The 19,389-nt window shown below is 68.7% G+C and carries 25 protein-coding genes; 22 read left to right on the top strand and 3 right to left on the bottom strand.

The genetic code is table 11. The annotated features are described in order from the left end of the window. Positions 1 to 10: 10 nt before the first annotated feature. The 3 genes from MPE_RS19870 to MPE_RS19880 all read right to left on the bottom strand — a co-directional run bounded on the left by MPE_RS19870 (position 11) and on the right by MPE_RS19880 (position 2,196). On the bottom strand, positions 11 to 484 hold the full coding sequence (locus MPE_RS19870) for an RDD family protein (protein ID WP_011831509.1): 474 nt from the start codon (positions 482 to 484) through the stop codon (positions 11 to 13). Positions 485 to 563: 79 nt separating this feature from the next. Continuing rightward, on the bottom strand, positions 564 to 1,115 hold the full coding sequence (locus tag MPE_RS19875) for a hypothetical protein (RefSeq protein WP_148211105.1): 552 nt from the start codon (positions 1,113 to 1,115) through the stop codon (positions 564 to 566). A gap of 67 nt (positions 1,116 to 1,182) precedes the next feature. Then, positions 1,183 to 2,196, bottom strand: coding sequence for a ParM/StbA family protein (locus MPE_RS19880; protein ID WP_011831511.1), 1,014 nt, complete (start codon positions 2,194 to 2,196; stop codon positions 1,183 to 1,185). A gap of 273 nt (positions 2,197 to 2,469) precedes the next feature. Here MPE_RS19880 and MPE_RS19885 point away from each other — a divergent pair, with 273 nt between their 5' ends. From MPE_RS19885 to MPE_RS19985, 22 genes are all read left to right on the top strand, one after another. Next, positions 2,470 to 3,042: a hypothetical protein gene (locus tag MPE_RS19885; protein ID WP_011831512.1), complete on the top strand. Its 573-nt coding sequence runs from the start codon at positions 2,470 to 2,472 to the stop codon at positions 3,040 to 3,042. A gap of 2,348 nt (positions 3,043 to 5,390) precedes the next feature. Then, the gene (locus MPE_RS19890; protein ID WP_011831513.1) at positions 5,391 to 5,726 is read left to right on the top strand and encodes a hypothetical protein; all 336 of its coding nucleotides are present in this window, start codon (positions 5,391 to 5,393) and stop codon (positions 5,724 to 5,726) included. A gap of 29 nt (positions 5,727 to 5,755) precedes the next feature. Then, complete coding sequence (locus tag MPE_RS19895) at positions 5,756 to 7,642, top strand: UvrD-helicase domain-containing protein (protein ID WP_148211106.1); 1,887 nt, start codon at positions 5,756 to 5,758, stop codon at positions 7,640 to 7,642. Positions 7,643 to 7,692: 50 nt separating this feature from the next. Then, the gene (locus MPE_RS19900; protein ID WP_011831515.1) at positions 7,693 to 8,157 is read left to right on the top strand and encodes a hypothetical protein; all 465 of its coding nucleotides are present in this window, start codon (positions 7,693 to 7,695) and stop codon (positions 8,155 to 8,157) included. A 23-nt stretch (positions 8,158 to 8,180) separates the two neighbouring features. Continuing rightward, entirely contained in the window at positions 8,181 to 9,050 is an 870-nt protein-coding gene (gene ygiD / locus MPE_RS19905; RefSeq protein ID WP_011831516.1) for a 4,5-DOPA-extradiol-dioxygenase, read from the top strand. A gap of 40 nt (positions 9,051 to 9,090) precedes the next feature. Beyond that, on the top strand, positions 9,091 to 9,543 hold the full coding sequence (locus tag MPE_RS19910) for a hypothetical protein (protein ID WP_011831517.1): 453 nt from the start codon (positions 9,091 to 9,093) through the stop codon (positions 9,541 to 9,543). 32 nt (positions 9,544 to 9,575) lie between these two features. Further along, on the top strand, positions 9,576 to 9,941 hold the full coding sequence (locus tag MPE_RS19915; protein ID WP_011831518.1) for a hypothetical protein: 366 nt from the start codon (positions 9,576 to 9,578) through the stop codon (positions 9,939 to 9,941). Then, a complete protein-coding gene (locus MPE_RS24350; protein WP_011831519.1) occupies positions 9,938 to 10,108 on the top strand; it encodes a hypothetical protein in 171 nt (56 codons plus the stop codon). The genes MPE_RS19915 and MPE_RS24350 overlap by 4 nt, the downstream gene beginning before the upstream one ends. 4 nt (positions 10,109 to 10,112) lie before the next feature. Then, positions 10,113 to 10,544 carry a DUF6283 family protein gene (locus MPE_RS19920; RefSeq protein ID WP_011831520.1) on the top strand — a complete coding sequence of 144 codons (432 nt, stop codon included), beginning with the start codon at positions 10,113 to 10,115 and terminating at the stop codon, positions 10,542 to 10,544. A gap of 11 nt (positions 10,545 to 10,555) precedes the next feature. Beyond that, on the top strand, positions 10,556 to 11,344 hold the full coding sequence (locus MPE_RS22970) for a hypothetical protein (RefSeq protein WP_011831521.1): 789 nt from the start codon (positions 10,556 to 10,558) through the stop codon (positions 11,342 to 11,344). Between the two features lie 23 nt (positions 11,345 to 11,367). Continuing rightward, a complete protein-coding gene (locus MPE_RS19930; protein WP_011831522.1) occupies positions 11,368 to 11,778 on the top strand; it encodes a hypothetical protein in 411 nt (136 codons plus the stop codon). 23 nt (positions 11,779 to 11,801) lie between these two features. Next, on the top strand, positions 11,802 to 12,374 hold the full coding sequence (locus MPE_RS22975; protein ID WP_011831523.1) for a hypothetical protein: 573 nt from the start codon (positions 11,802 to 11,804) through the stop codon (positions 12,372 to 12,374). Positions 12,375 to 12,417: 43 nt separating this feature from the next. Next, a complete protein-coding gene (locus MPE_RS22980; protein ID WP_011831524.1) occupies positions 12,418 to 13,137 on the top strand; it encodes a hypothetical protein in 720 nt (239 codons plus the stop codon). Between the two features lie 82 nt (positions 13,138 to 13,219). Next, complete coding sequence (locus MPE_RS19945; protein ID WP_011831525.1) at positions 13,220 to 13,507, top strand: YlcI/YnfO family protein; 288 nt, start codon at positions 13,220 to 13,222, stop codon at positions 13,505 to 13,507. Next, the gene (locus tag MPE_RS19950; protein ID WP_011831526.1) at positions 13,504 to 13,815 is read left to right on the top strand and encodes a type II toxin-antitoxin system RelE/ParE family toxin; all 312 of its coding nucleotides are present in this window, start codon (positions 13,504 to 13,506) and stop codon (positions 13,813 to 13,815) included. Before MPE_RS19945 ends, MPE_RS19950 begins: the two co-directional genes overlap by 4 nt. A gap of 149 nt (positions 13,816 to 13,964) precedes the next feature. Beyond that, the gene (locus MPE_RS19955; RefSeq protein WP_011831527.1) at positions 13,965 to 15,545 is read left to right on the top strand and encodes a methyl-accepting chemotaxis protein; all 1,581 of its coding nucleotides are present in this window, start codon (positions 13,965 to 13,967) and stop codon (positions 15,543 to 15,545) included. 22 nt (positions 15,546 to 15,567) lie between these two features. Further along, positions 15,568 to 16,188, top strand: a complete 621-nt coding sequence (locus MPE_RS19960; RefSeq protein ID WP_011831528.1) for a hypothetical protein — start codon at positions 15,568 to 15,570, stop codon at positions 16,186 to 16,188. A 4-nt stretch (positions 16,189 to 16,192) separates the two neighbouring features. Then, positions 16,193 to 16,639, top strand: coding sequence for a hypothetical protein (locus MPE_RS19965; protein WP_011831529.1), 447 nt, complete (start codon positions 16,193 to 16,195; stop codon positions 16,637 to 16,639). After that, the gene (locus MPE_RS19970) at positions 16,636 to 16,902 is read left to right on the top strand and encodes a hypothetical protein (RefSeq protein WP_011831530.1); all 267 of its coding nucleotides are present in this window, start codon (positions 16,636 to 16,638) and stop codon (positions 16,900 to 16,902) included. The genes MPE_RS19965 and MPE_RS19970 overlap by 4 nt, the downstream gene beginning before the upstream one ends. A 41-nt stretch (positions 16,903 to 16,943) precedes the next feature. Continuing rightward, positions 16,944 to 17,915: a thymidylate synthase gene (gene thyA, locus MPE_RS19975; RefSeq protein WP_148211107.1), complete on the top strand. Its 972-nt coding sequence runs from the start codon at positions 16,944 to 16,946 to the stop codon at positions 17,913 to 17,915. A 671-nt stretch (positions 17,916 to 18,586) separates the two neighbouring features. After that, the gene (locus MPE_RS19980) at positions 18,587 to 18,874 is read left to right on the top strand and encodes a hypothetical protein (RefSeq protein ID WP_049820947.1); all 288 of its coding nucleotides are present in this window, start codon (positions 18,587 to 18,589) and stop codon (positions 18,872 to 18,874) included. Between the two features lie 76 nt (positions 18,875 to 18,950). Next, positions 18,951 to 19,292: a type II toxin-antitoxin system PemK/MazF family toxin gene (locus tag MPE_RS19985; protein ID WP_011831532.1), complete on the top strand. Its 342-nt coding sequence runs from the start codon at positions 18,951 to 18,953 to the stop codon at positions 19,290 to 19,292. Positions 19,293 to 19,389: the final 97 nt, after the last annotated feature.

Genomic DNA, 19,389 nt, shown 5'->3' on the forward strand with positions numbered 1-19,389 from the left:
TGCGCAAGCATCAGTGCGTGGTGACGACGGTCTTCGCGGCCAGGTCGAACAGGGCCTGCCGGCGCGGCAGGGCTGCTGCGACGGCGAACGCCGTCACGGACAGCACGAAGACGACGGTCGACGCCGCGCGGCCGCCGGCGAACTCCTCGGCCGCCAGCACCGCGAGCACGGCGCCGATGCGGACGGCCTGGCGCAGGCTCGCGCGCCAGAAGCCGATGCGGCCGCCTTCGAGGCTGGACACGCGGGTGCTGAAGATCCGGCCGCCGAGCGTCGCCTGCAGGTCGGACGATTCCATCCCGGCGCTGTACAGCCACCAGAGCAGCGCGCTCATGGCGACCGCCGAGTAGAGGCCGGCCGTGCCGAACACGACGCCGAAGATGAAGGTGATGCCCAGCGAGATGGTCAGGCCGAGGCCGCCGTCGAAGGTTGCGGCAGCGATGCGGCGCCAGAGGCCGGCGTAGGGGAGGGTGGCGGTGGTCTTCATGGTGTTGTGCCCGTAGGGCGTCTCTCTTTTCTGTTCGGTCTATGTGTTGCGCGGGTAGGCACCGGGCAAAGGGTGAAGGTCAGAACATCGTGTCCAGGGCTGCGAGCGCGTCCATCGCGTCGTCGGTGATGGCACCGGCGTCCGTCGGCGCGTCTGCGGCGCTGGCGGGTTGGGGCAGCTCGCTGGGGTCGAGGGGAGCAGGAGCAGCAGTGGGTGGAGGAACAGGTGCGGCATGCACAGGAGCGGGCGCGGGCTGGTGAAGGGGAGCACCAACGGCGGCGCCGTGGTGAGCCGCCTGTTCGCGAACTGGTTGCCGGGGCGCGTCGACCACCGGCATAACAATTTGTGCCCGCGGAACATCGACCGTGGGAGTCGCGACTGGTTTGCGCGATCCAGGCTTGGGGCCCGGCTTCTTCCGGTGCATCACCTGGCTGCCGCCGATCGGCATGGCGAGCAGGCGGCCGCCCGGTCCGTTCACCACCCGAGCCAGCCGCTCCTCGAAGTCCGGCGCGTCCTGGTTGTCGAGCATCCACTGGTAGATCAGCCCCCGAATGAAAGCCGACTCGACCCGTCCCGGCATGCGTCCGAAGAACTCCACGACCCCGGGCGTTTGATGCTCGAACAGGGTCAAGGAGATCCTCTTGGAGGTGCGGTCTGCGGAAGTCATCAGTCCGATTGGTTCGGTTCAGCTCGCCTGATCAGGCGGTTGCCTTCTCGGCCGCCATCGCGCGGCGGAGCATCTGGCCCACGCCGTAGCGGCAGAACCCGTCGGCCACGGCCATGCGGGGGTTCTCGAGCAGAACCGTGTGGGGCCACTTCTTCTGCAGGCCGGCCGCCAGGATCGGGGCGCCACCGCCGGCGAGCAGTACGCCGTCCAGCGAGCGGACATCGTTGGACAGCACCGAGTCGGCCATGGTCATGATCTTCTGGACCACGTGGTCGACCGCTTCGGCCACTTGGGCTTCGATGCGGCGCTCGCCGAAGTCGACGATCACGCCGGTGCGCAGCGCCTCTTCGGCGGTGAGCGGCGTCGCCTGGATGTCCTTGGCCGCCAGGATGCGGACCAGGTTCTCGGCGGCGAAGTGAACGCCCTCGCAGGAGACCGCGGCCCGCTCGATGTAGTTGCCCTCGCGCATCAGGAGGAAGTCGGTCGTGTAGTGGCCGACCTCGACCACAGCCCAGGACCGGTTCTTCCCGTCCGGCCGCTTCTGGCGGTCCTTGATCGGCACGCCGCGAGCGTCCATGAAGAAGTTGCAGTAGGCGCCCATCGGTTGGGGCAAGACCTTCATCTCTGCAGCGACCACCGCTTGGGTGCGCTGCGCGAGGGCTTCCTTCTGCCGGCCGAACAACGAGGCCGGGGTGCCCAGAACGATGTACGGCGAGTCCAGGCCGGGGACACCCAGCGCGGCCAGGCGCTTCATCGTGGACGCGACCAGAGCCAGGTACTCCGGCCCGTTGGTCCAGTCGTGCGACAGGCCGACCGACATGTTCACGCCGCCTTGCAGCCGGGCCGTGTCACCGGTGAAGTAGCGCTTGCCCAGCACCTCCACCGTTTCGAGTTCGGCCCGCGCGGCCGTGCCCTCGTCGTTGATCGGGAACGCCGGCGAGACCAGCGAAGGGAAGGTCAGGCGGTAGTAGAGCCCGTTGGCGAAGGCGACGACCTTGACGGCAGAGCGTCCGACGTCGAGTCCGATGATGGTCTTGGTGAGCATGGTGTCCTTGAAAGAAGTACCGAACAAGAAAAGAAGGGTGTGGCGACGGTGGTTTGTGGGTCAGTCGACTTGCGGGAACGAATTGCAGAAAGTTCTCTGCAATCAATTACAGAAAGTTCTCCGCAATCCATTGCGGAAACGGAGCGGATCATACGATACCTAACACGTATGTGCAAGACTGCGTGTATCATGCGCACCTAGTCGGACGCGGACAGGCCCCAAAGTCCGCCTCCAGCCCCTCTCCCTCTGAACCCCCCGATTTCCCATAAGCACATGGCACCCGTTGATCCCCCCGAGATCGCCGAAAAGGAAGACATCCACTCCATCCTCATCAAGATGGCCATGGAGACCGCCACCTCGGTGGCCAACCAGGTCGTTGTCGTTGACGAGGCCCTGGCTGATCTGGACCAATTGCTCTACCGGTTGCAGCCGAAGATGACTGGTCGAATCCGCATTCAGTGGTGGCGCAAGGAGAAGAAGGATCGCTACAAGCGCGCAGTGCCGGCGTACTGGTATTGGGCGAAGGGCAGCAAGTCGTGGCTGGCCGACGACCACCCGATCCCCGGCCTGCGGCGCCGCGGGAAGACCCAGGGCAAGTTCCACCGCAACCGCGAGGTGATGAAGGTGCTTCTTGGTGTGGCGCAGGATCTTCTGGAGATGCGCACGAAGCTGATCAACCAGATCGCCGCGTTCTCAGCCGACACGAAGAAGGTGGTTGGTCCGGCGGGCAGGAAGGCAGGCGCCAGCAAGCAGACGCTCCGGCGCATCGAGAGCGAGGTGGATGCCGGCAAGCACTTCGACTGGAGCCTGGAGGGCACGAGCTCGGACAAGCCCGACCTGACCTGAGCCCGCTGACCGTTCACTGAGCCCCTGGTGGCCCGAGCCCTTTGGCCGTGGTCCCGGGGGTTTCTCTTTGCCCTGACCTTGGTCACCTTGGGGGCGCGAACCAGCTGACCGTCGAGAGGCATCTGCGATGTCCGAACCCTGGCGTGGGCCCTGTGGGGTGCTTGAGCCAGCTGACCGTCGAGAGGCACTTGCGTCGTCTGAATCCCCGGGGGCCTGGACCCAGTGCGTCCCCTGACCGTCGAGAGTTTGGCGTGTGCCCATCGGGTTGCCGGCCGCACCTGGTGGTGTGCGCTGTCAGCGGGCCAGGCGTCGACGGCGCGGTGCGGGGTGTTGTGCAGGCGAGGCAGGTGAGGTGAGGGGACGGAGATAGGGGCCGGGTGGTTCGGGTGGCGGCGGCCGGGCGGGGACAGCGGCCGGGGGTGTCGTCCCTTTGCCTTCCGGGACATGGGCCTTCGCTGACCGTCGAGAGGCACTTGCGTCGTCGGAACCCGTGCTCGAGGCCTGTGTGGTCGCGAGGCAGCTGACCGTGGAGAGGCACTTGCGTCGGCTGGATCCCCGGGGGCTTGAACCTCCTGGCGGGCGCAACCGTCGAGAGGAAAGCGCGTTCCCCCTGGGTTGCCGGCAGCCCTTGGCGGTGGCCTTGTGCAGGTGGTGCAGGTGACTCATGGGGTGATCCGGTCGGTCCGGTCGTCCCGTCGGTGCAGGTGATCCATGGCGTCATCCGGTGGGGTCGGGCCTGCTTGTCCAGGTGGCTCAGGTCAACGTAGATCGGGGCAGGTGATCTGGGCCGGCGGTCGCGCAGCTCGTCGTCATCGTCCGGGGCGCGGGTCCTTTGCATGGCCTCGGTGTCCCTCGGCCGGGGTCATCTCCTCATCCGGTGGCGGGCGTCTTCGCATCGGTGCTGCTGGTTCTTCCGGTGGTGCATCTGGTGTTCGCATTCACCGGGGTCGCCCCCAAAGGCACCCTCCTAAGCTCTTGCGCAGGCATAACTATTTGCGCCTGTCCCGACGGTTGAGCACTTGGTGGGCAGGAGGCCTTTTCTCCTTGTTCGGTCTGGTCTTCTTGTGTGGGGGCCCGGCCGGTGGGGGTGCGGCGGTGGGTGCGGGTGCGCCGCTCGTTGGCGGCGCGGCATGGGTGGCGGCATGCGGGGGCGCGTGGGTAGCGGGTGCGGCGTGGGCCCGCGCCCTGGTAGCCGGCGGGGCCTGGGGCCGCTGACCGTCGAGAGGCGTCGTGTAGCGGTCCGGCGGTCGGGTCCTCTCCTGGGCCCACTGGGTCACCTGGGCCTTCTGCTGACCGTCGAGAGGCCGGGGTGCTGCTGCCGCCTGGTCGGCGTGGACATCCCTGGTGGCGTCCGCTGACCGTCGAGAGGCACTTGCGCCGGTGGATCCTTCTGCTGAGTCCACTGGGTCACTTGAGCCCTGGCTGACCGTCGAGAGGGCCAGCTTCGCCTGCGGCCTCTTGGCGCGGACAGCGGGCACTTGTTCGTCTGGGTCTTCTTCTTCGTTCTGGGTTGGTTGTGCGGGCGGGGCGGGCAGGGCGTCTTGTCGTGGTGGGCGTTCGGCGTGCGTAGCGGGGTGGGCGTCTTGCGTCGTCAGCGTGGTGGGCCGGGGCCTTCGCTGACCGTAGAGAGGCCGTGGTGATCTCGGGGCCGGGTGGGCGTCTGGGCGTGGTGGGCGTTCTGCGTGGACAACGTGGTGGGCGTCTTGCGCGGGCAGCGTGGTGGTCCGGGGGCCTTGCTGACCGTAGAGAGGCCGTGGTGCGGTTGCCGCCTGGTTGGTGGGCGTGGGTAGCGGGGCGGGCCTGACCGTCGAGAGTTTGGCGTGTGCCCCCTGGTGTGCGTGAGCCTGCTGGTTGGTGGGCGTCTGGGCCGTGGTGGGCGTCTGGCGGTTGTAGCGGGGAGGTCTCGGGGCCTGCTGACCGTCGAGAGGTTCTCGAGCCCCCTGGTGTTCTTGTTCCGCGGTGTGCGTGAGCCCGGGTGGTGGGCGTCTGATCCGGTGGTGTGCGCCCGGCGCGTATCCCCGGGTGAGGTCGGGGCGGGATGTCTTCTCTGGGCCTTCTCTCCGGCATAAATGGCTGGGTGCCGAGCTATCCTTTCCCCTCTCCACCCTGCATAAATGCTTGGGCCCTTCTGGTGGGCTCGAACCCGGTGGTGATCTTGAACTGCGGCCGGTGGAGTTCTCTTCTACGGGAGCGCTCCGTCATAAATGGATGGGCATCAGCATGCCTTCTTGATGGCCTCGCACCGGCATAAATGCCTGTGTCGGTGTCACGCAACACGGACTGATAAAGCCGTTGCGTAAAACCGATACTGAGGCTATCATTGAGGCATAAATCGTTGAGCCACATCCATGAAGACCTTCGCATCCCTCACCTCCGCCGCAGTCGCTGCACTCCTCGCCGCTTTCGTCGGTGCCATCGCTGGCTTCTTCGTCGGCTTCGTCGGGGTCCTGGCGTTCGGTGTGACCTTCGCCTCTCTTCCCCTGTTCGGTGTCGGCGGCGCGGCCCTGTTCGGCCTGGTGGGCGCCTACAGGGGCTACACCCGGGCTGCTGATTCGGCAGCTGTGGTGGACCCGGCCTGGGCGGCTGAAGACGTGGTGACGGCCGGCAGCGATGTCTTCGTCGCTCCGGACGAGCCGTTCACCCCGGTCAACCACCTGTGGCAAGACGGCAGCAAGGGCGAGTGAGCCCGGCGCAACGAATCGAGATCCAGATCATGACGACCCTTCAACTCACCCCCGAGCAGAGCCTGATCGTCCACAGCAGCGTGGACGTGCTCCTGGTTCAAGCCTTCGCCGGCACGGGCAAGACCTCGACCCTGATCGAGTACGCCCGGGCCAACCCGCATCTGCGCATCCTCTACCTGGCGTTCTCCAAGGCGATCCAGCTGGAGGCGGCCAAGCGCTTCCCGACCAACGTCACCTGCAAGACCACCCACGGTCTGGCCTGGCGGCGTTCGGGCGCCCTCTACAAGGAGGCGGGCAAGCTCGGCTTCATCAACGTGCGCGACCTGATGCAACTCTTCAGCGTCGAGGCTCGTGAGGCCCGGGTCGTTCTCACCACCCTGGAGCGCTTCATCCAGTCGGCCGACGCCAAGGTCCAAGACGCCCACGTGCCCTCGGACATCATGAACACGGCTCACCGTGCAAGGGCGGGTCAACTGGCGGCGCGTGCCTGGGACGTGATGCGCGACCTGCAGAACTCGGCCCTGAAGATGACCCACGACGGCTACTTCAAGTTGTTCCAGCTGAGCAACCCGGACCTGTCGATGGAGTGCGACGTGATCCTCGGCGACGAGTGGCAGGACACCAACCCGGTCACCCACGCCCTTGTCTCGGCACAACAGTGCCGCAAGGTCTTCGTCGGCGACTCGCACCAGTCGATCTTCGCCTTCCGCGGCGCCGTCAACGCGATGAAACAAGTCAAGGCGGAACAAGTCCTGCGCCTGACCCACTCGTTCCGCTTCGGCTCGGGCATCGCCCAGCTCGCCACCAAGATCCTCGCCGGCCTCAAGGGCGAGAAGCACCCGCTCGTCGGCCGCGGCCGCAACGAGTCGGTCTTCACCGTCGACCGCACCCGCCCCTACACCGTCATCGCCCGCTCCAACGGCACCCTCTTCGCCGAAACCGTGGCGCTGCTGGGCCGCGTCAAGTTCCACCTGGTCGGCCTCGAAGAAGACCGCGACCGCAACCTGACCTACGCCCCGTTCGAGAAGCTGGTCGACGTCCACTACGTCCTCACGCACCAGGGCCACCTGGCGCGCGACGCGTTCATCCGCGCCTTCAAGTCGCCCGCCCAGCTCAAGGACTACGCCGGCGCCGCCGACGACAAAGAACTGCTGATGCTGGTCAAGATCGCCGAAGACTACGGCCGCAACGTGCCGGCCCTGGTCTCGCGCATCAAGGCCGAAGTCCTGCGCGACGGCCACGACGCCCACGTCACCCTCACCACCGCCCACCGCTCCAAGGGCCTGGAATGGGATCAGGTCGTGCTCTGCAGCGACTTCGAGGAATTCATCGGCGACAAGGGCGACCTGCGCCGCGCCACGACGCAAGAGCTCGTGCAGGAAGCCAACCTCCTGTACGTGGCCGCCACCCGCGCCCTGCGCGCCCTGGAGAAGAACCGCCAGATCCTCGAGATCGAGCAGCTGCTGGCCAAGGCCAACTTCGAGCTGCCGAAGGAACAAGCCCTGCCGGCCCCGGCCGCCGCACCCGCGAAGGCCCCGGCCGCCGCCGCGGCGCCGGTCGCCCCGCGCGCCGAAGGCCTGGCTGCCACCATGCACTCGGCGGAAGAAGCTGCGCGCGCCGCTCAACCCCCGGTGCAACTGGCCGGCGAACTGCCCAAGCTGCCGCACGACTTCCACAAGCGCGCCCTGCTCGAGCAGGTGCAGCACGCGATCCTCGTGGTCGGCCTGCTGGACCTGGGCGAACTCGCCGCCCTGCTGGCGCGCACCCGCGAAGACACCGCCCGCATCCTCGGCAACCTGATCGCCAAGGGCCACATCTCGGCTCGCCTGTTCGCCCACGAGCCGGCGATCGCCGCCTCGGCCACCGCCGCCCAGACCCAGGCCGCCGCACCGCAAGCGGCCATCGACTTCCTCTGATCCACCCGCGCCAACCCTGTATTGCGCAATCCACGACAACGAACCTGACCATGACCCAGCCCAAGACCCCGATCACCGTCTTCGAGAAGATCCGCCAGCAGATCGAGCTGCCCGGCCCCGCGGCCGCGCCCGGCGCGGCCGCCGCGATGTTCGCCGAATTCAACGTGCCGGCCTTCCTGGAAACCCAGGCCGCTTCGATGCGCACCGCCGGTTTCCGGGCCGCCGCCGAGCTGGTCGAGGCGGGCACGCACGTGTCGCTGTCCTGGGTGCCGCAGCGCGACGCCGCGCCCGATGCGCCCGAGGCGCGTCTGGACATCCGCGTGGTCGAAGGCAGCAACCGGCCGTTCCGCGCGCGCTTCATCTACCAGGCGTTCGACGGCCAGCGCGAGGTCGCCGGCGTCTGCGCGCAGTACATGGACGCGGCCCTGCTGAACCGCTGGTTCGCCCACTTCACCGAGCTGTGCCTGACCGCCCAGGCCCAGGCCGCCGAGCACCCGGCCGGCGCCGCCGCCTGATCCGAAGACCGCCGAGCACTCCGATGCAGTCGCGCCGCGCCGCCCTCGCCAACCTGTCCGCCCTGGTGGCCAGCCTCACCGCCAGCCCGCTCCTGCAGGCCGCCGGCGCGAGCGCGCGCATGCCGTCGATCTTCATCGGCCACGGCTCGCCGATGAACGCGATCTCGCGCAACAGCTTCACCGACACCCTGGCCGCCTGGGGCAAGCGCCTGCCGCGCCCGCGCGCCATCGTCGTCGTCTCGGCCCACTGGCTCTCGCGCGGCGCCACCGGCGTCACCTCGAACCCGGCGCCGCCGACGATCCACGACTTCAGCGGCTTCCCGCGCGAGCTGCAGGAGATGACCTACCCGGCCAAGGGCGACCCGCGCCTGGCCCGCGAGATCGCCTCGCTCATCCGCAGCCAGCGCGGCGTGCCGACCACCGAATGGGGCCTCGACCACGGCACCTGGACCGTCCTGCACCACCTGTTCCCCGGCGCGCCCGTGCCCGTCCTGCAGGTGTCGATCGACTACGACCAGGGCGCCGCCTTCCACCTGGCCATCGGCCGCGAACTCGCCGCGCTGCGCGAGAAGGGCGTGCTCGTGGTGGGCAGCGGCAACATCGTGCACAACCTGCGCGCCACCGACCGCGGCACCCCGGAAGGCCAGATCGCCAGCCGCCCCTGGGCCGCCGCGTTCGACGAGGCGGTCAAGGCCGCCTTGTCCCAGCGGGACGACAAGGCGCTGCTGGCCTACGAGAACCTGGACGGCGCGGCGATGGCCGTGGCCACCCCGGACCACTACTGGCCGTTCCTCTACGCGCTGGGCGCGGCCGACGCCGGCACGCCGCCGGCCACCGTGTTCGAAGGTTTCCACAGCGGCACGCTGTCCATGCGCTGCCTGCAGTTCGGCTGACCCGCCGCCCCAGAAGCAACCACCCCGAGAGGAGCCCACCATGACCACCGTCTTCGAACAGATCCTGACCCAGGTCGACCGCGCCGGCACGCCGCCGGCCGAGGGCGCCGAGGCGCGCATGGCGCAGGACGCCAAGCTGTTCGCCGACGCCGGCGTGCGCGAGTTCCTCACGGCCCAGATGGAGGCGATGCGCGCCGCGGGTTTCCGCGCCCGCGTGCACTCCAACGACATCGGCGTGGCCAACCAGGTGCTGGAGTGGCACCCGGCCGCCCTCGGCGAGATGCCGGCGCGCGCCACCGCCACCTTCGACATCAGCTCCACCGGCGACAAGACGGTGCGCTTCACGGCCCACCTGTCCTACGTGAACGACGAAGGCCAGGAGACGCAGCTGTTCCTGTCGGCGACCTACCTGGATCGCGCCCTCCTGGAGCGCTGGTTCGCCACCTTCGTCGACCTGTGCCTGACCGCGCGCCGCAGCCGCGGCACCGTCTGACCATCACCGATCAAGGAAGGGGATTTCGCTCCATGCTGCCGTTCACGCCCGACACCGCACTGCCCGCGCGCACCGATTCGCGCCAGTGGCTGCGCCTGCTGCACAAGCGGCTGCAGGCCCTGGCCGCCGGCGCCGCGGGCTTCGTCGTCGTGCTCGAGGACGGCTTCGACACGCTCAGCGTGGGCGCCAAGCAGGACGACGGCACGCTCGACCCGCTGCTGGTGGTGAGCGTGGCCGGCGGCTTCCTGATGACGATGAGCCTGCTGGGCGAGATCGCCGCGGCCGACACCTGCCGCCTGGCCGACGCCGAGGGCCTGGCCCGCATCGAAGAACAGGTGGTGGCGCTGATCGGCCTGGCCGGCGCGCTGCGCGCCGAGCACGCGGAGCTCGCCCGATGAGCGGCTGGGAGATCGCGATCGCGCTGCTGGTGCTGGCCGCGCTGGTGCTGACCCTGCGCCTGATCCGCCGCGGCGGCACGCGCCGCCTGGGCGCCGAGGACGCCCGGGACACCGACATCACGTCGCGGGTGTTCGACCCGCGGTTCCGACTGGACAAGGACCGCTGAGCCCATGTCCAAATCGACCCCGAAGCTGCTGCGCGTGCGCCCGGCCGGCCCCGACCACCAGGTCGTGACGGTGACGAGCGCCTCGAAGGCCTACCGCCGCCAGCCGTGCCCGTCCTGCCCCTGGCGCGTGGACGCCACCGGCACGTTCCCGGCCGAAGCCTTCCGCCACTCGGCGGAGACGGCCTACGACATGTCGCAGCATGTCTTCTCGTGCCACGAATCGGGCCAGAAGAAGCCCGCCACCTGCGCAGGCTTCCTGCTGCGCGGCGCCACCCACAACCTGGCCGCCCGCCTGGGCTACCTCAATGGCCGCTACGGCCATGACGTGACCGACGGCGGCCTGGACCTCCACCCGAGCTACGCCGCGATGGCCATCGCCAACGGCGTGCTCCCCGACGAACCCTGCCTGGCCGCCTGCCGCGGCCCGAACGACTGATCACGCTGACGATGCCCGCCCCGAACGCTCTGGCCCTGACCGCCGCCCCCCGATACTTCGACCAGCCCGCCTGGCGCCGCCTGTGCACCGCCGCCTGCGACACCGCGGCGCGCGCCTGCGGTGCGTCGGACACGGTCTTCACCTCGCTGTACAGCGCCGCGATCGACGCCGCGCTGCGCGACGTGCCGGCCGCCCAGCAGCCGCTGGCGCTGGCGATCGCCCGCGAGCTCGGCGACTACGCCACCGCCGAGGAGATTGCCCGCGACCGCGCCGAGATGCTGGCGCAGGGCTGGTGCACGCACGGGATCGACCCGAACGCCTGCCCGGCCGGCTGCGGCGACCTGGCGGCCGAGCGCGACGGCGCCGCCAACGAGGATGTGGAGCAACCGGCCGAGGAGCAGAAAGGTGCCGACCCGCACGACCTCGTGCTGTGCTGGTCGTTCCTGCAGAGCAAGCAGTGGGCGCTGGAGGCGCGCGGCTTCGCGGCGGACCTGGCCCGCCGGCCGGCCGTGGAAGCCGGCAGCGGCGCACGCCTGGTGTTCACCTGGGTGCCGGGCGAGTGCTCGCCGCTGACGAGCCGGGCCTCGCGCGAGTACGCGCTGGAGATCTCGCTGCCGGCCGGCGCCGGCGACGTGGTGGCGCGTTTCGCCGGCTGCGGCCTGGACTGCGCGCGCACCGAGCGCCGCGCCGGCGCCGACGCGGACCTGGACGCGATCCTGACCCAGTGGTTCACCGAGTTCCAGCACGCGACGCGCATGGCGCACGACGTGTGGTTCGTCCACGCCACGGGCCGGGCCTGAGCCACGAGACGAGCGAGCGCGCGATGCCCGACTTCACCGACACCCTGATCGCCTGCCAGCAGATGAGCCTGCTGGGTGCGGACCCGGCCGGCGCCGTCGAGCAGGCCAAGAGCGACTTCGACCTGGTGGGCGTGGCCGCGCACCTGACCCAGCTGCGCATCGAGATGCTCGAGCACGGCCACCCGGCGACGCTGGCCGCCGCCGAAGACTGCACCTCGGCCAAGCTGACCTGGCGCCTGCCGGGCGCGCACCACCCGCGCGACCGCTACACGCTGGCCATCGAGGTGGCCGCCGGCGGCGCGACCGCCCGCTTCGTGGGGCCGGCGCGCAGCACCGCGCTGATCCTGCAGACCCGCAACTTCAATCCCGACGCTCTGCACCGCTGGAGCGCGACCTTCATCGAATGGGCGCTCACCTCGCGCGAGGCCCGCTGAACACACCCTGAATCTTGTCACCCATGCTCAACACCATCACGCGTCAACACGCCTTCCTTTTCCTGGACACGGAATTCACCAACTTCAAGGACCGCAAGCCGCTGTCTGTCGGCCTGGTCGACCACAACGGCCGTGAGTTCTACGCCGAACTCGCCGATACGCCGACAGAAGAGGCGTCGCTGTTCGTGCGCGAACGCGTCCTGCCGCTGCTCGGCGCCGAGGGCACGCTGATCGCACCGCGCGCGGCCGTCGCCGCCCAGCTGCGCGAGTGGATGCGCGCCTACACCGGCCAGGCCGTGGTGCTGGTGCACGACTTCTTCGCCGACCGCGAGATCGCCTTCGACCTGCTGTCGGGCCTGCCCGGCGCCGGCGCACAGGTGGTGCGCAGCCAGCGCGAGCGCGATCACTTCCGCGGCCTGGCCAACGAGCTGGGCCTGGCCGAGCTCGTACCGATGGACGTCGGCAACCAGTTCAACGAGGCCGGCTTCGACAGCTGGTTCGACAGCCGCCCCGAGGCGCTGCGCAGCCACGCGCTGCACGACGCGCGCGCCCTGGCGCACTCGTTCAAGCGCCCCGTGCTCGCCGCGGCCGCCTGACCCCTTCCATCCCCACCGCTCCACCCTTCGACGAGATCCCACCATGGCCAGCGACGACCTGATCCGCATCGTCTACCGCTCCGCACGCATCAACGCGGCCGCCGGCGCCGGCACCGCGCGCAGCCCGAAGGCCACGCCGCGGCGCAACCGGACCTCGATCTCGATGGACCCGGACCTGTACCAGACCTTCTGCCTGATCGAAGGCGACGTGCGCGCCGCGCGCGCCAAGCTGCGCCAGTGGGCCACCGAGGCCGACGGCGAGCGCCAGGCCAGCGCCGAGCCCACCGGTGTCTCGCGCCTCGTGCACAAGCGCATGCTGGCTAAGATCCGCGAGGTGGTCGAAGCCGGCCTGACGGTGCTCCAGACCAAGGGCGCCACTGCCACCGGCAAGGCCAAGCCGGCCGCCGACGACGCCGGCGCCGAGTGGGACAACTTCCAGGGCAGCAGCTCCGGCCGCGAAGCCAAGAAGGCGATCAAGAAGGCGGCCACGGCCGCCAAGAAGGCACCGGGCAGGAAGGGGAAGGCGCAGGCGGTCGACGCCGAGGTGACCGGTTCCGGGGCGAAAGCGCTTGCGGACGACGCGCCTGGCGCGGGCGGCGGCGCGGCGGCGGATGCTCAGGTGACCGTTTCCGGGGCGACGGGCGAGGGCGGCGGCGCCGATTCGCTGGCAGCCCTGCCCGAGGCCGGCGGCCTGGTGAGCGGCGCGGCCGAGTACACGCGCGAGCGCCTGGTCGAAGATGGGGTCGATCCGTTCATGGGCTGATGGCGCGCGCCCACCGGGCCGACCGTCGTTGCGTCATCGGCGCAGGTGGCCCCCGCAACGCAAAAGCGTTACACTGACTGTCATGAAGTCCGCTGTCCTGCCCCAAGTTCGAATCGAGCCTGAGCTGCGCACGGAGCTCGAGTCCGTCCTGGCCGAGGGCGAGACCCTGTCGTCGTTCGTCGAATCCTCGGTCCGCCGGGCGATCGAGCACCGGCAGGCCCTGCGCGACTTCGACGCGCGCTGTGACGCCTCGCTCAAGCACTTCCTGGCCACCGGCCAGAGCCACGGCAGCGACGAGTTGCTGGCCGAGCTGCGCCAGCGCACCGAGGCGCGGCGCGCGCAGCTGCAAGCCGCGGCCGGCTCCGCGTGAGTTTCCAGGTCCGCTGGAGCGCGGCAGCCCGCGCCGACTTGCTTCGCCTGCACGACTTCCTGCTCGATCGCGCCCAGACCGTTGAGGACCTGGGCGCCGCCGACCTGGCGATCGCCGCCGTCGAGCACGCGGTGGCCAACCAGCTGTCCCGGACCCCGTTCATCTTCCGCCGCGTCGGCGCCTCGCTCACGACGCGCGAACTCATCATCCCGCACGGCACCACCGGCTACGTCGCGCGCTACGAGATCCTGCCCGAGATCGTCCTGATCCTCGGCGTGCGGCACCAGCGGGAAGAGGACTACCACTAGCCCGACCCGACCCGGGCAAGGCTGCGGGGCCATCTCCGCCGCACGTGCGGATGTCACGGCGGTGCGATAATGGATACAGTGCACGTATTGTGACGTGTTATAGTCGACGGATGTTGACCACATCCTCGCGCGCGCTGTCCCGCTGAAACATGAATCTCTCTCGCACGAGCATCAAGACCAAGCTCATCCTCGCCTTTGCCCTGCTGGCCGCCATCGTCGCGATGGTGTCGCTCCAGGCGCTTTCCTCCCTCTCCGGCGCCAGTCACCAGTTCCGCGTGTTCGTCGACGGCGTGTCGCAGCGCGAGGCGCTGGCCAACCAGGTCATGGACGCCGCTGCGCAGCGCGCGATCGCCGCGCGCAACCTGGTGCTGGTGACCTCGGATCAGGACCGCGAGATCGAGAAGGCCGCGGTGGTTCGCGCCCACGAAGAGACCGGCGCCGCGCTGAAACGCCTCAACGGCGCCGTGCACGCCAAGGGCTCGGACGCCACCGCGCGCGATCGCGAGCTGCTGGCAAAGATCGAGGAGGTCGAGCAGCGCTACGGCCCGGTGGCGCTGGCCATCGTGGACATGGCGCTGCACGGCCGCAACCAGGACGCCATCGAGAAGATGAACGCCGAGTGCCGGCCGCTGCTGGCCGAGCTGTTGAAGGCGGCATCGAGCTACATCCAGTACAGCGCCGAGCGCAGCGATGCGGCGGCGAAGGCTGCCGAGGCGGCAGTCGCGCAGGACCGTCTCGTGCTGACGCTGGCCAGCGTGGCCGCGGCTGCCGGCGCCATCTTCCTGGGCTGGATGCTGAGCCGCTCCATCACCAGCCCGTTGCGCCGCGCCGTCGCGCTGGCCGAGGCTGTTGCCTCCGGCGACCTGACCACGCGCATCGATGTGGATCGCCAGGACGAGACCGGCCAGCTGCTGGCGGCGTTGCGTCGCATGAACGAGAGTCTCGCGGACATGGTGTCGCGCGTGCGGGCCTCGGCCGACGGCATCGTCACTGCCTCGGAGCAGATCGCCAGCGGCAACCAGGACCTGTCGACCCGCACGGAGCATCAGGCCGGCGCCCTGCAGCAGACCGCTTCGTCGATGCAGGAGATGACCGACGCGGTGCAGGTCACTGCCGTGAGTTCCGGCCAGGCCAGCCAACTCGCCCACGACGCCGCGCAGACCGCGGGCCTCGGTGGCGAAGCGGTGCAGCGTGTGGTGTCGACCATGGGCGAGATCACCGAGTCCAGCAGGCAGATCGCCGAGATCGTTGGCGTGATCGACAGCCTGGCCTTCCAGACGAACATCTTGGCGCTCAACGCCGCTGTCGAGGCAGCGCGCGCCGGCGAGCAGGGCCGCGGCTTCGCGGTGGTTGCCGCCGAGGTGCGCAGCCTCGCCCAGCGCAGCGCCCAGGCCGCCAAGGAGATCAAGGTGCTGATCGGCCGCAGCGTCGAGAAGGTGGAGGCGGGCGAGGCGCAGGTGGCCGAGGCCGGCCGCACGATGACCGGCCTGGTCTCCGGCGTGCGCCGGGTCAGCGACTTGATCGCGCAGATCAACGAGTCCGCGCGCGAGCAAAGCGGCGGCATCCGTCAGGTGAACCAGGCCGTGGCCTCGCTGGACAGCGGCACGCAGCAGAACGCCGCGCTGGTCGAGGAAAGCAGCGCCGCGTCGAGCAGCCTGCTCCAGCAAGCCGGCGCGCTGCAGCAGGCGATGGCCTTCTTCCGCACGAACGCCGAGCCAGCCGCGGCCTGATCAATCGAGTGAGACCCACAGAATGAACCAAGAAACCCCCGACAACGCAATCTTCATCATCGAGAGCGGCGCCGCGCTGCAACTCGTGCGCGACTACATCGCCGACCGCGGCCGCGTGGCCACCGTCGTCGCCGGCCTGGCCAAGGAGCTGGGCATCTCGCGCGCGACGACCGATCACCGCACCGGCGTGCTGCAAGGTGTCGTCTTCGACGGCGAGATCCACCCCGACTTCCGCAAGCCCGACCGCCGCGGCGTGAGCTATGCGCGCAAGGGCTCGCCGTGGGCCAAGCGGCTGAAGGAGCAGGTCGGCCACGCCGACCAGTCGCAGCTGATCGCTCAGACCTTCGGCATCCCGCTGTCGATCGGCTACACCGGCCGCGGCGCCGGTGGCGAGGAGTACGAGGGCTGGCGCTGCATCGGCTCGCCGCTGTCGGAGTGCGGCTTCCTGTGGATGAGCCACGACGGTCCGTTTGCCATGTGGACCCCGGACGTGCCGGCGATCGTCGCCGCGGCGCGCGCCGACAACGAGACCGTGGCCGAGCCGGCCGCATCGTTCAAGCTCGAGTTCCCCGGGTGCCGGCGGATCCGCAAGGAGGAGTGGGAGATCATGGTCCTGCAGCACAAGCTGCAGAAGGCGGCCTGATCCCATGGACGACCGGATCAACGACGTCGATTCGAACTGCGCGCTGCAATATGCCCTGTACGTCCTGGGCCAGCGGCACCAGGAGCTACTGCTCTGCCATCGCGACCTGCACAAGGGCATCAAGGGGAGCCAGGCACCACTCGCCGCGGCGCACTACAAGCTGAACAACGCGGCGATGATCCTGCTGTCGCAGCTCCTGCGCGAGCGCGGCGCCGAGCAGGTGGGCTTCCTCGACTGCTTTGGCGGCAGCGAGGCGTTCGATCGGAACGAGGAGCCGCTCCCGGCGCACCGGCTCTGGTCGCGCGACATGGCCGACTGGCTGCACCAGTTCGAGGTCATCTCGCAGGCGGCTTCGAGCGTCGGCAACCACAGCACAGATGTCGCCAAGTTCATCTGCGACCGCATCGGGGTCGAGTACGCTGGGTCTCGGGGCACCGAGCAGAAGGGATGAGTTTCCATCCCCCTGATCTACGTCTGGGCGGCCTGGCGCACCAGGTCTCCTCCATTTGGCGCAGCCACTCCATCACGGCGACCCGCGGCGAGTTCCTCTGGCGCGAGATCGCCGCGCGGCGCGAGATGTGGGACCGCCATTGGCTGATGGCGGGCTACCTGGAAGATCGGCCAGTTGACTTCACCGGCTTCGAGCTGCTGGTGCGCGCCGACCCCGCGCCGGCGTTGTCTGTTCCTGTGGCGCATCTCGCCTCTACCGACTAACCCGGCGGCCGCAAGCTGCCAACCAACCTGCGAGAACCCACTTGACCACCAAACCCCACCCCATGCAGCAGTTCCACGACATGCTGCAGCACATCCTCGATCACGGCTCGCGCCAGCTCAACGCGCGCACCGGCGAGGAGGTGCTCTTCGTGCCGGGCTACACCCTGCGCTTCGACATGGCCGACGGCTTCCCGGCTATCACGACGAAGCAGCTGTTCTTCAAGATGGCCAAGGGCGAGCTCTTCGGCTTCTTCCGCGGCTTCACCAGCGCGGCGCAGTTCCGCGAGATCGGCTGCACCGTCTGGAACGACAACGCCAACAAGACCAAGGCCTGGCTGGCCAATCCCTACCGGCAGGGCGAGGACGACCTCGGTCGCTTCGGCTACCTGCAGTGGACGGACTGGCGCGACTGGCGTGAGGCGACCACGCCGGCGCAGCGCGACGAGATGCTGGCCCAGGGCTACGAGGTGAGAGCGCACGACGCCGAGCGCGGCGTGTGGATCTTGCGTCGCAGCATCAACCAGCTCGAGACCAGCCTGCACGCCGTGATGACCAACCCGAGCGATCGGGGCATCATCCTGAGCGGCTGGAACCCGGCCGAGATCGACCAGGGCGCGCTGCGCAGCTGCCACGTGAGCTACATGCTCCAGGTCGACGTCGCCACCGGCACGCTGCACCTGACGCTCTGGCAGCGCAGCTTCGATGCGCCGCTCGCCTACAACGTCGCCATCGGCGCGATGTACCTGGAGATCATGGCGCGCCTGGCGGGCCTGAAGGCTGGCACGTTCACGCACTTCATCTCGGACGCGCACATCTACGCCAAGCACATCCCGGGCGTGAAGGAGATGCTCGCGCGCGAGCACTTCCCGCAACCAACCCTGGACCTGGGCAACATCCCGACGCTGACCTCGGCCGCCGAGATCCCCGGCATCTTCGCGACGCTCGATCCCAATCAGGTGAAGCTGGTCAACTACCAGCACCACCCGAAGATCGCATTCGAGATGACGCCGTAACGCCACCCGGCCACCAACCCCCAGCCCGCGCGCTCGACTTCGGTCGGCCGCGGGCTTCTTCTTTGCGGCCATGACTGATTTGCTCAGCCGAATAAGGGGGTGAGGATTGCCTTTGAGTCTGCTCTTTGACGCCCGTCGCGTTGCTCGGTGTATTTGCGAAACGGGGTGTACCTTGTTCTGAGAGCTACTCAATCCTCGCAACCTCTGAAATTCGAAATGAAGCTCACTTTCTCTGTCCGCTGGCTCCACCTTGCCCGAATTGCCCTAGCGATCACGATGACTCTCGATGCGTCGGTGAGCGCGATCAACCTGCTCGATCCATCTCCGCCTCCGGCGTCAACACGCGCAGTACCGCTGTGGGGCGCCGCCACATCGGAAGACGACACGCAGTGGCCTTCCTGCACTCTCCCCGATCGGTACGTTGATGCCGCTTCCGGGCCCAATCCCGCTCTTCCCCCGAAGGACGGCGGCTCCCCGGTTCTCTTCGTTATCCGCGCAATCAAGGATCTGGCGCTGATCCTGAAGGCACTTCTTCCCTCTGGACCTCCCTCACGGCCGGCCCCCTCGCGGCCCCGCGGCCGTCTGCCATGCAGGTGTCAAAGGAGACATCAAGGGCGACGGTCGTTGCGCCGCGGGCGCGATATGAGGGCGCCACCGGCGAATGGTCCATCGTGGTCTGCTCGAACAAGGACTACATCGAGTCGCTTCCGCCCAAGGCCTCGCGCTGGCTGCGCGCGCATGCGGACTACGACGACGATCATCCCTGGGAAGCACTCGATGTCGTCGCGACGCTGCTCGGCCACAACCCTCCCGCAGAGGTCGTCGACGAGGTGCGCCGCGCCATTACGCGCAGCTTCAACTACATGGAACTGGCGCTGGATGGGGCGATGAAGGCCATGAACCCGGCGGGCCAGTCGGCCAACGACTCACAGCTGGGCGAACTCGCCGAAGCCGCCTGAAGCCGCGCGTCCTGCGCTCGATTGCATGCCGGTGTGAGTCATCCCGCGGGGTACAGCCAACCCCAAAGGAGAACCCATGGAACCCGGTGACATCGTGCTGATGCTGTTCCCCTACGGGGACGGCAAGGCTGACAAAGTGCATCCTGCACTTGTCTTGGAAGTGGAAGAGCACGTGGTCTATGTCGCCTACGGCACCTCCAAGAGGGTGACCGAGGCGGCAGCCATCGACACCGCGGTGTCCATCTCGGACCCTGCGGACGTTCACGCAAGCGGCCTGCTGCGCCCGACCGCATTCCACCTGGAAACGCGCGCTCGCTTCCCGAAGAACAAGGTGCTGCGTCGCATTGGCGCAATTCCGCACCACAAGTACCGCCAGCTCTACCGTGCTGCGGTCAAAGTCGGCTTGCTCTCGAGCTAGGCCACAGGACCCGGACGCACCATGTGCTCCGGGTCTCTTTCTTTCCCGCTCCCGGCGCATTGCTCTTTCCGCCGTCGACCGATATACTCCATAACAC

It is taken from the genome of Methylibium petroleiphilum PM1 (assembly GCF_000015725.1).
GTDB lineage: Bacteria > Pseudomonadota > Gammaproteobacteria > Burkholderiales > Burkholderiaceae_C > Methylibium > Methylibium petroleiphilum.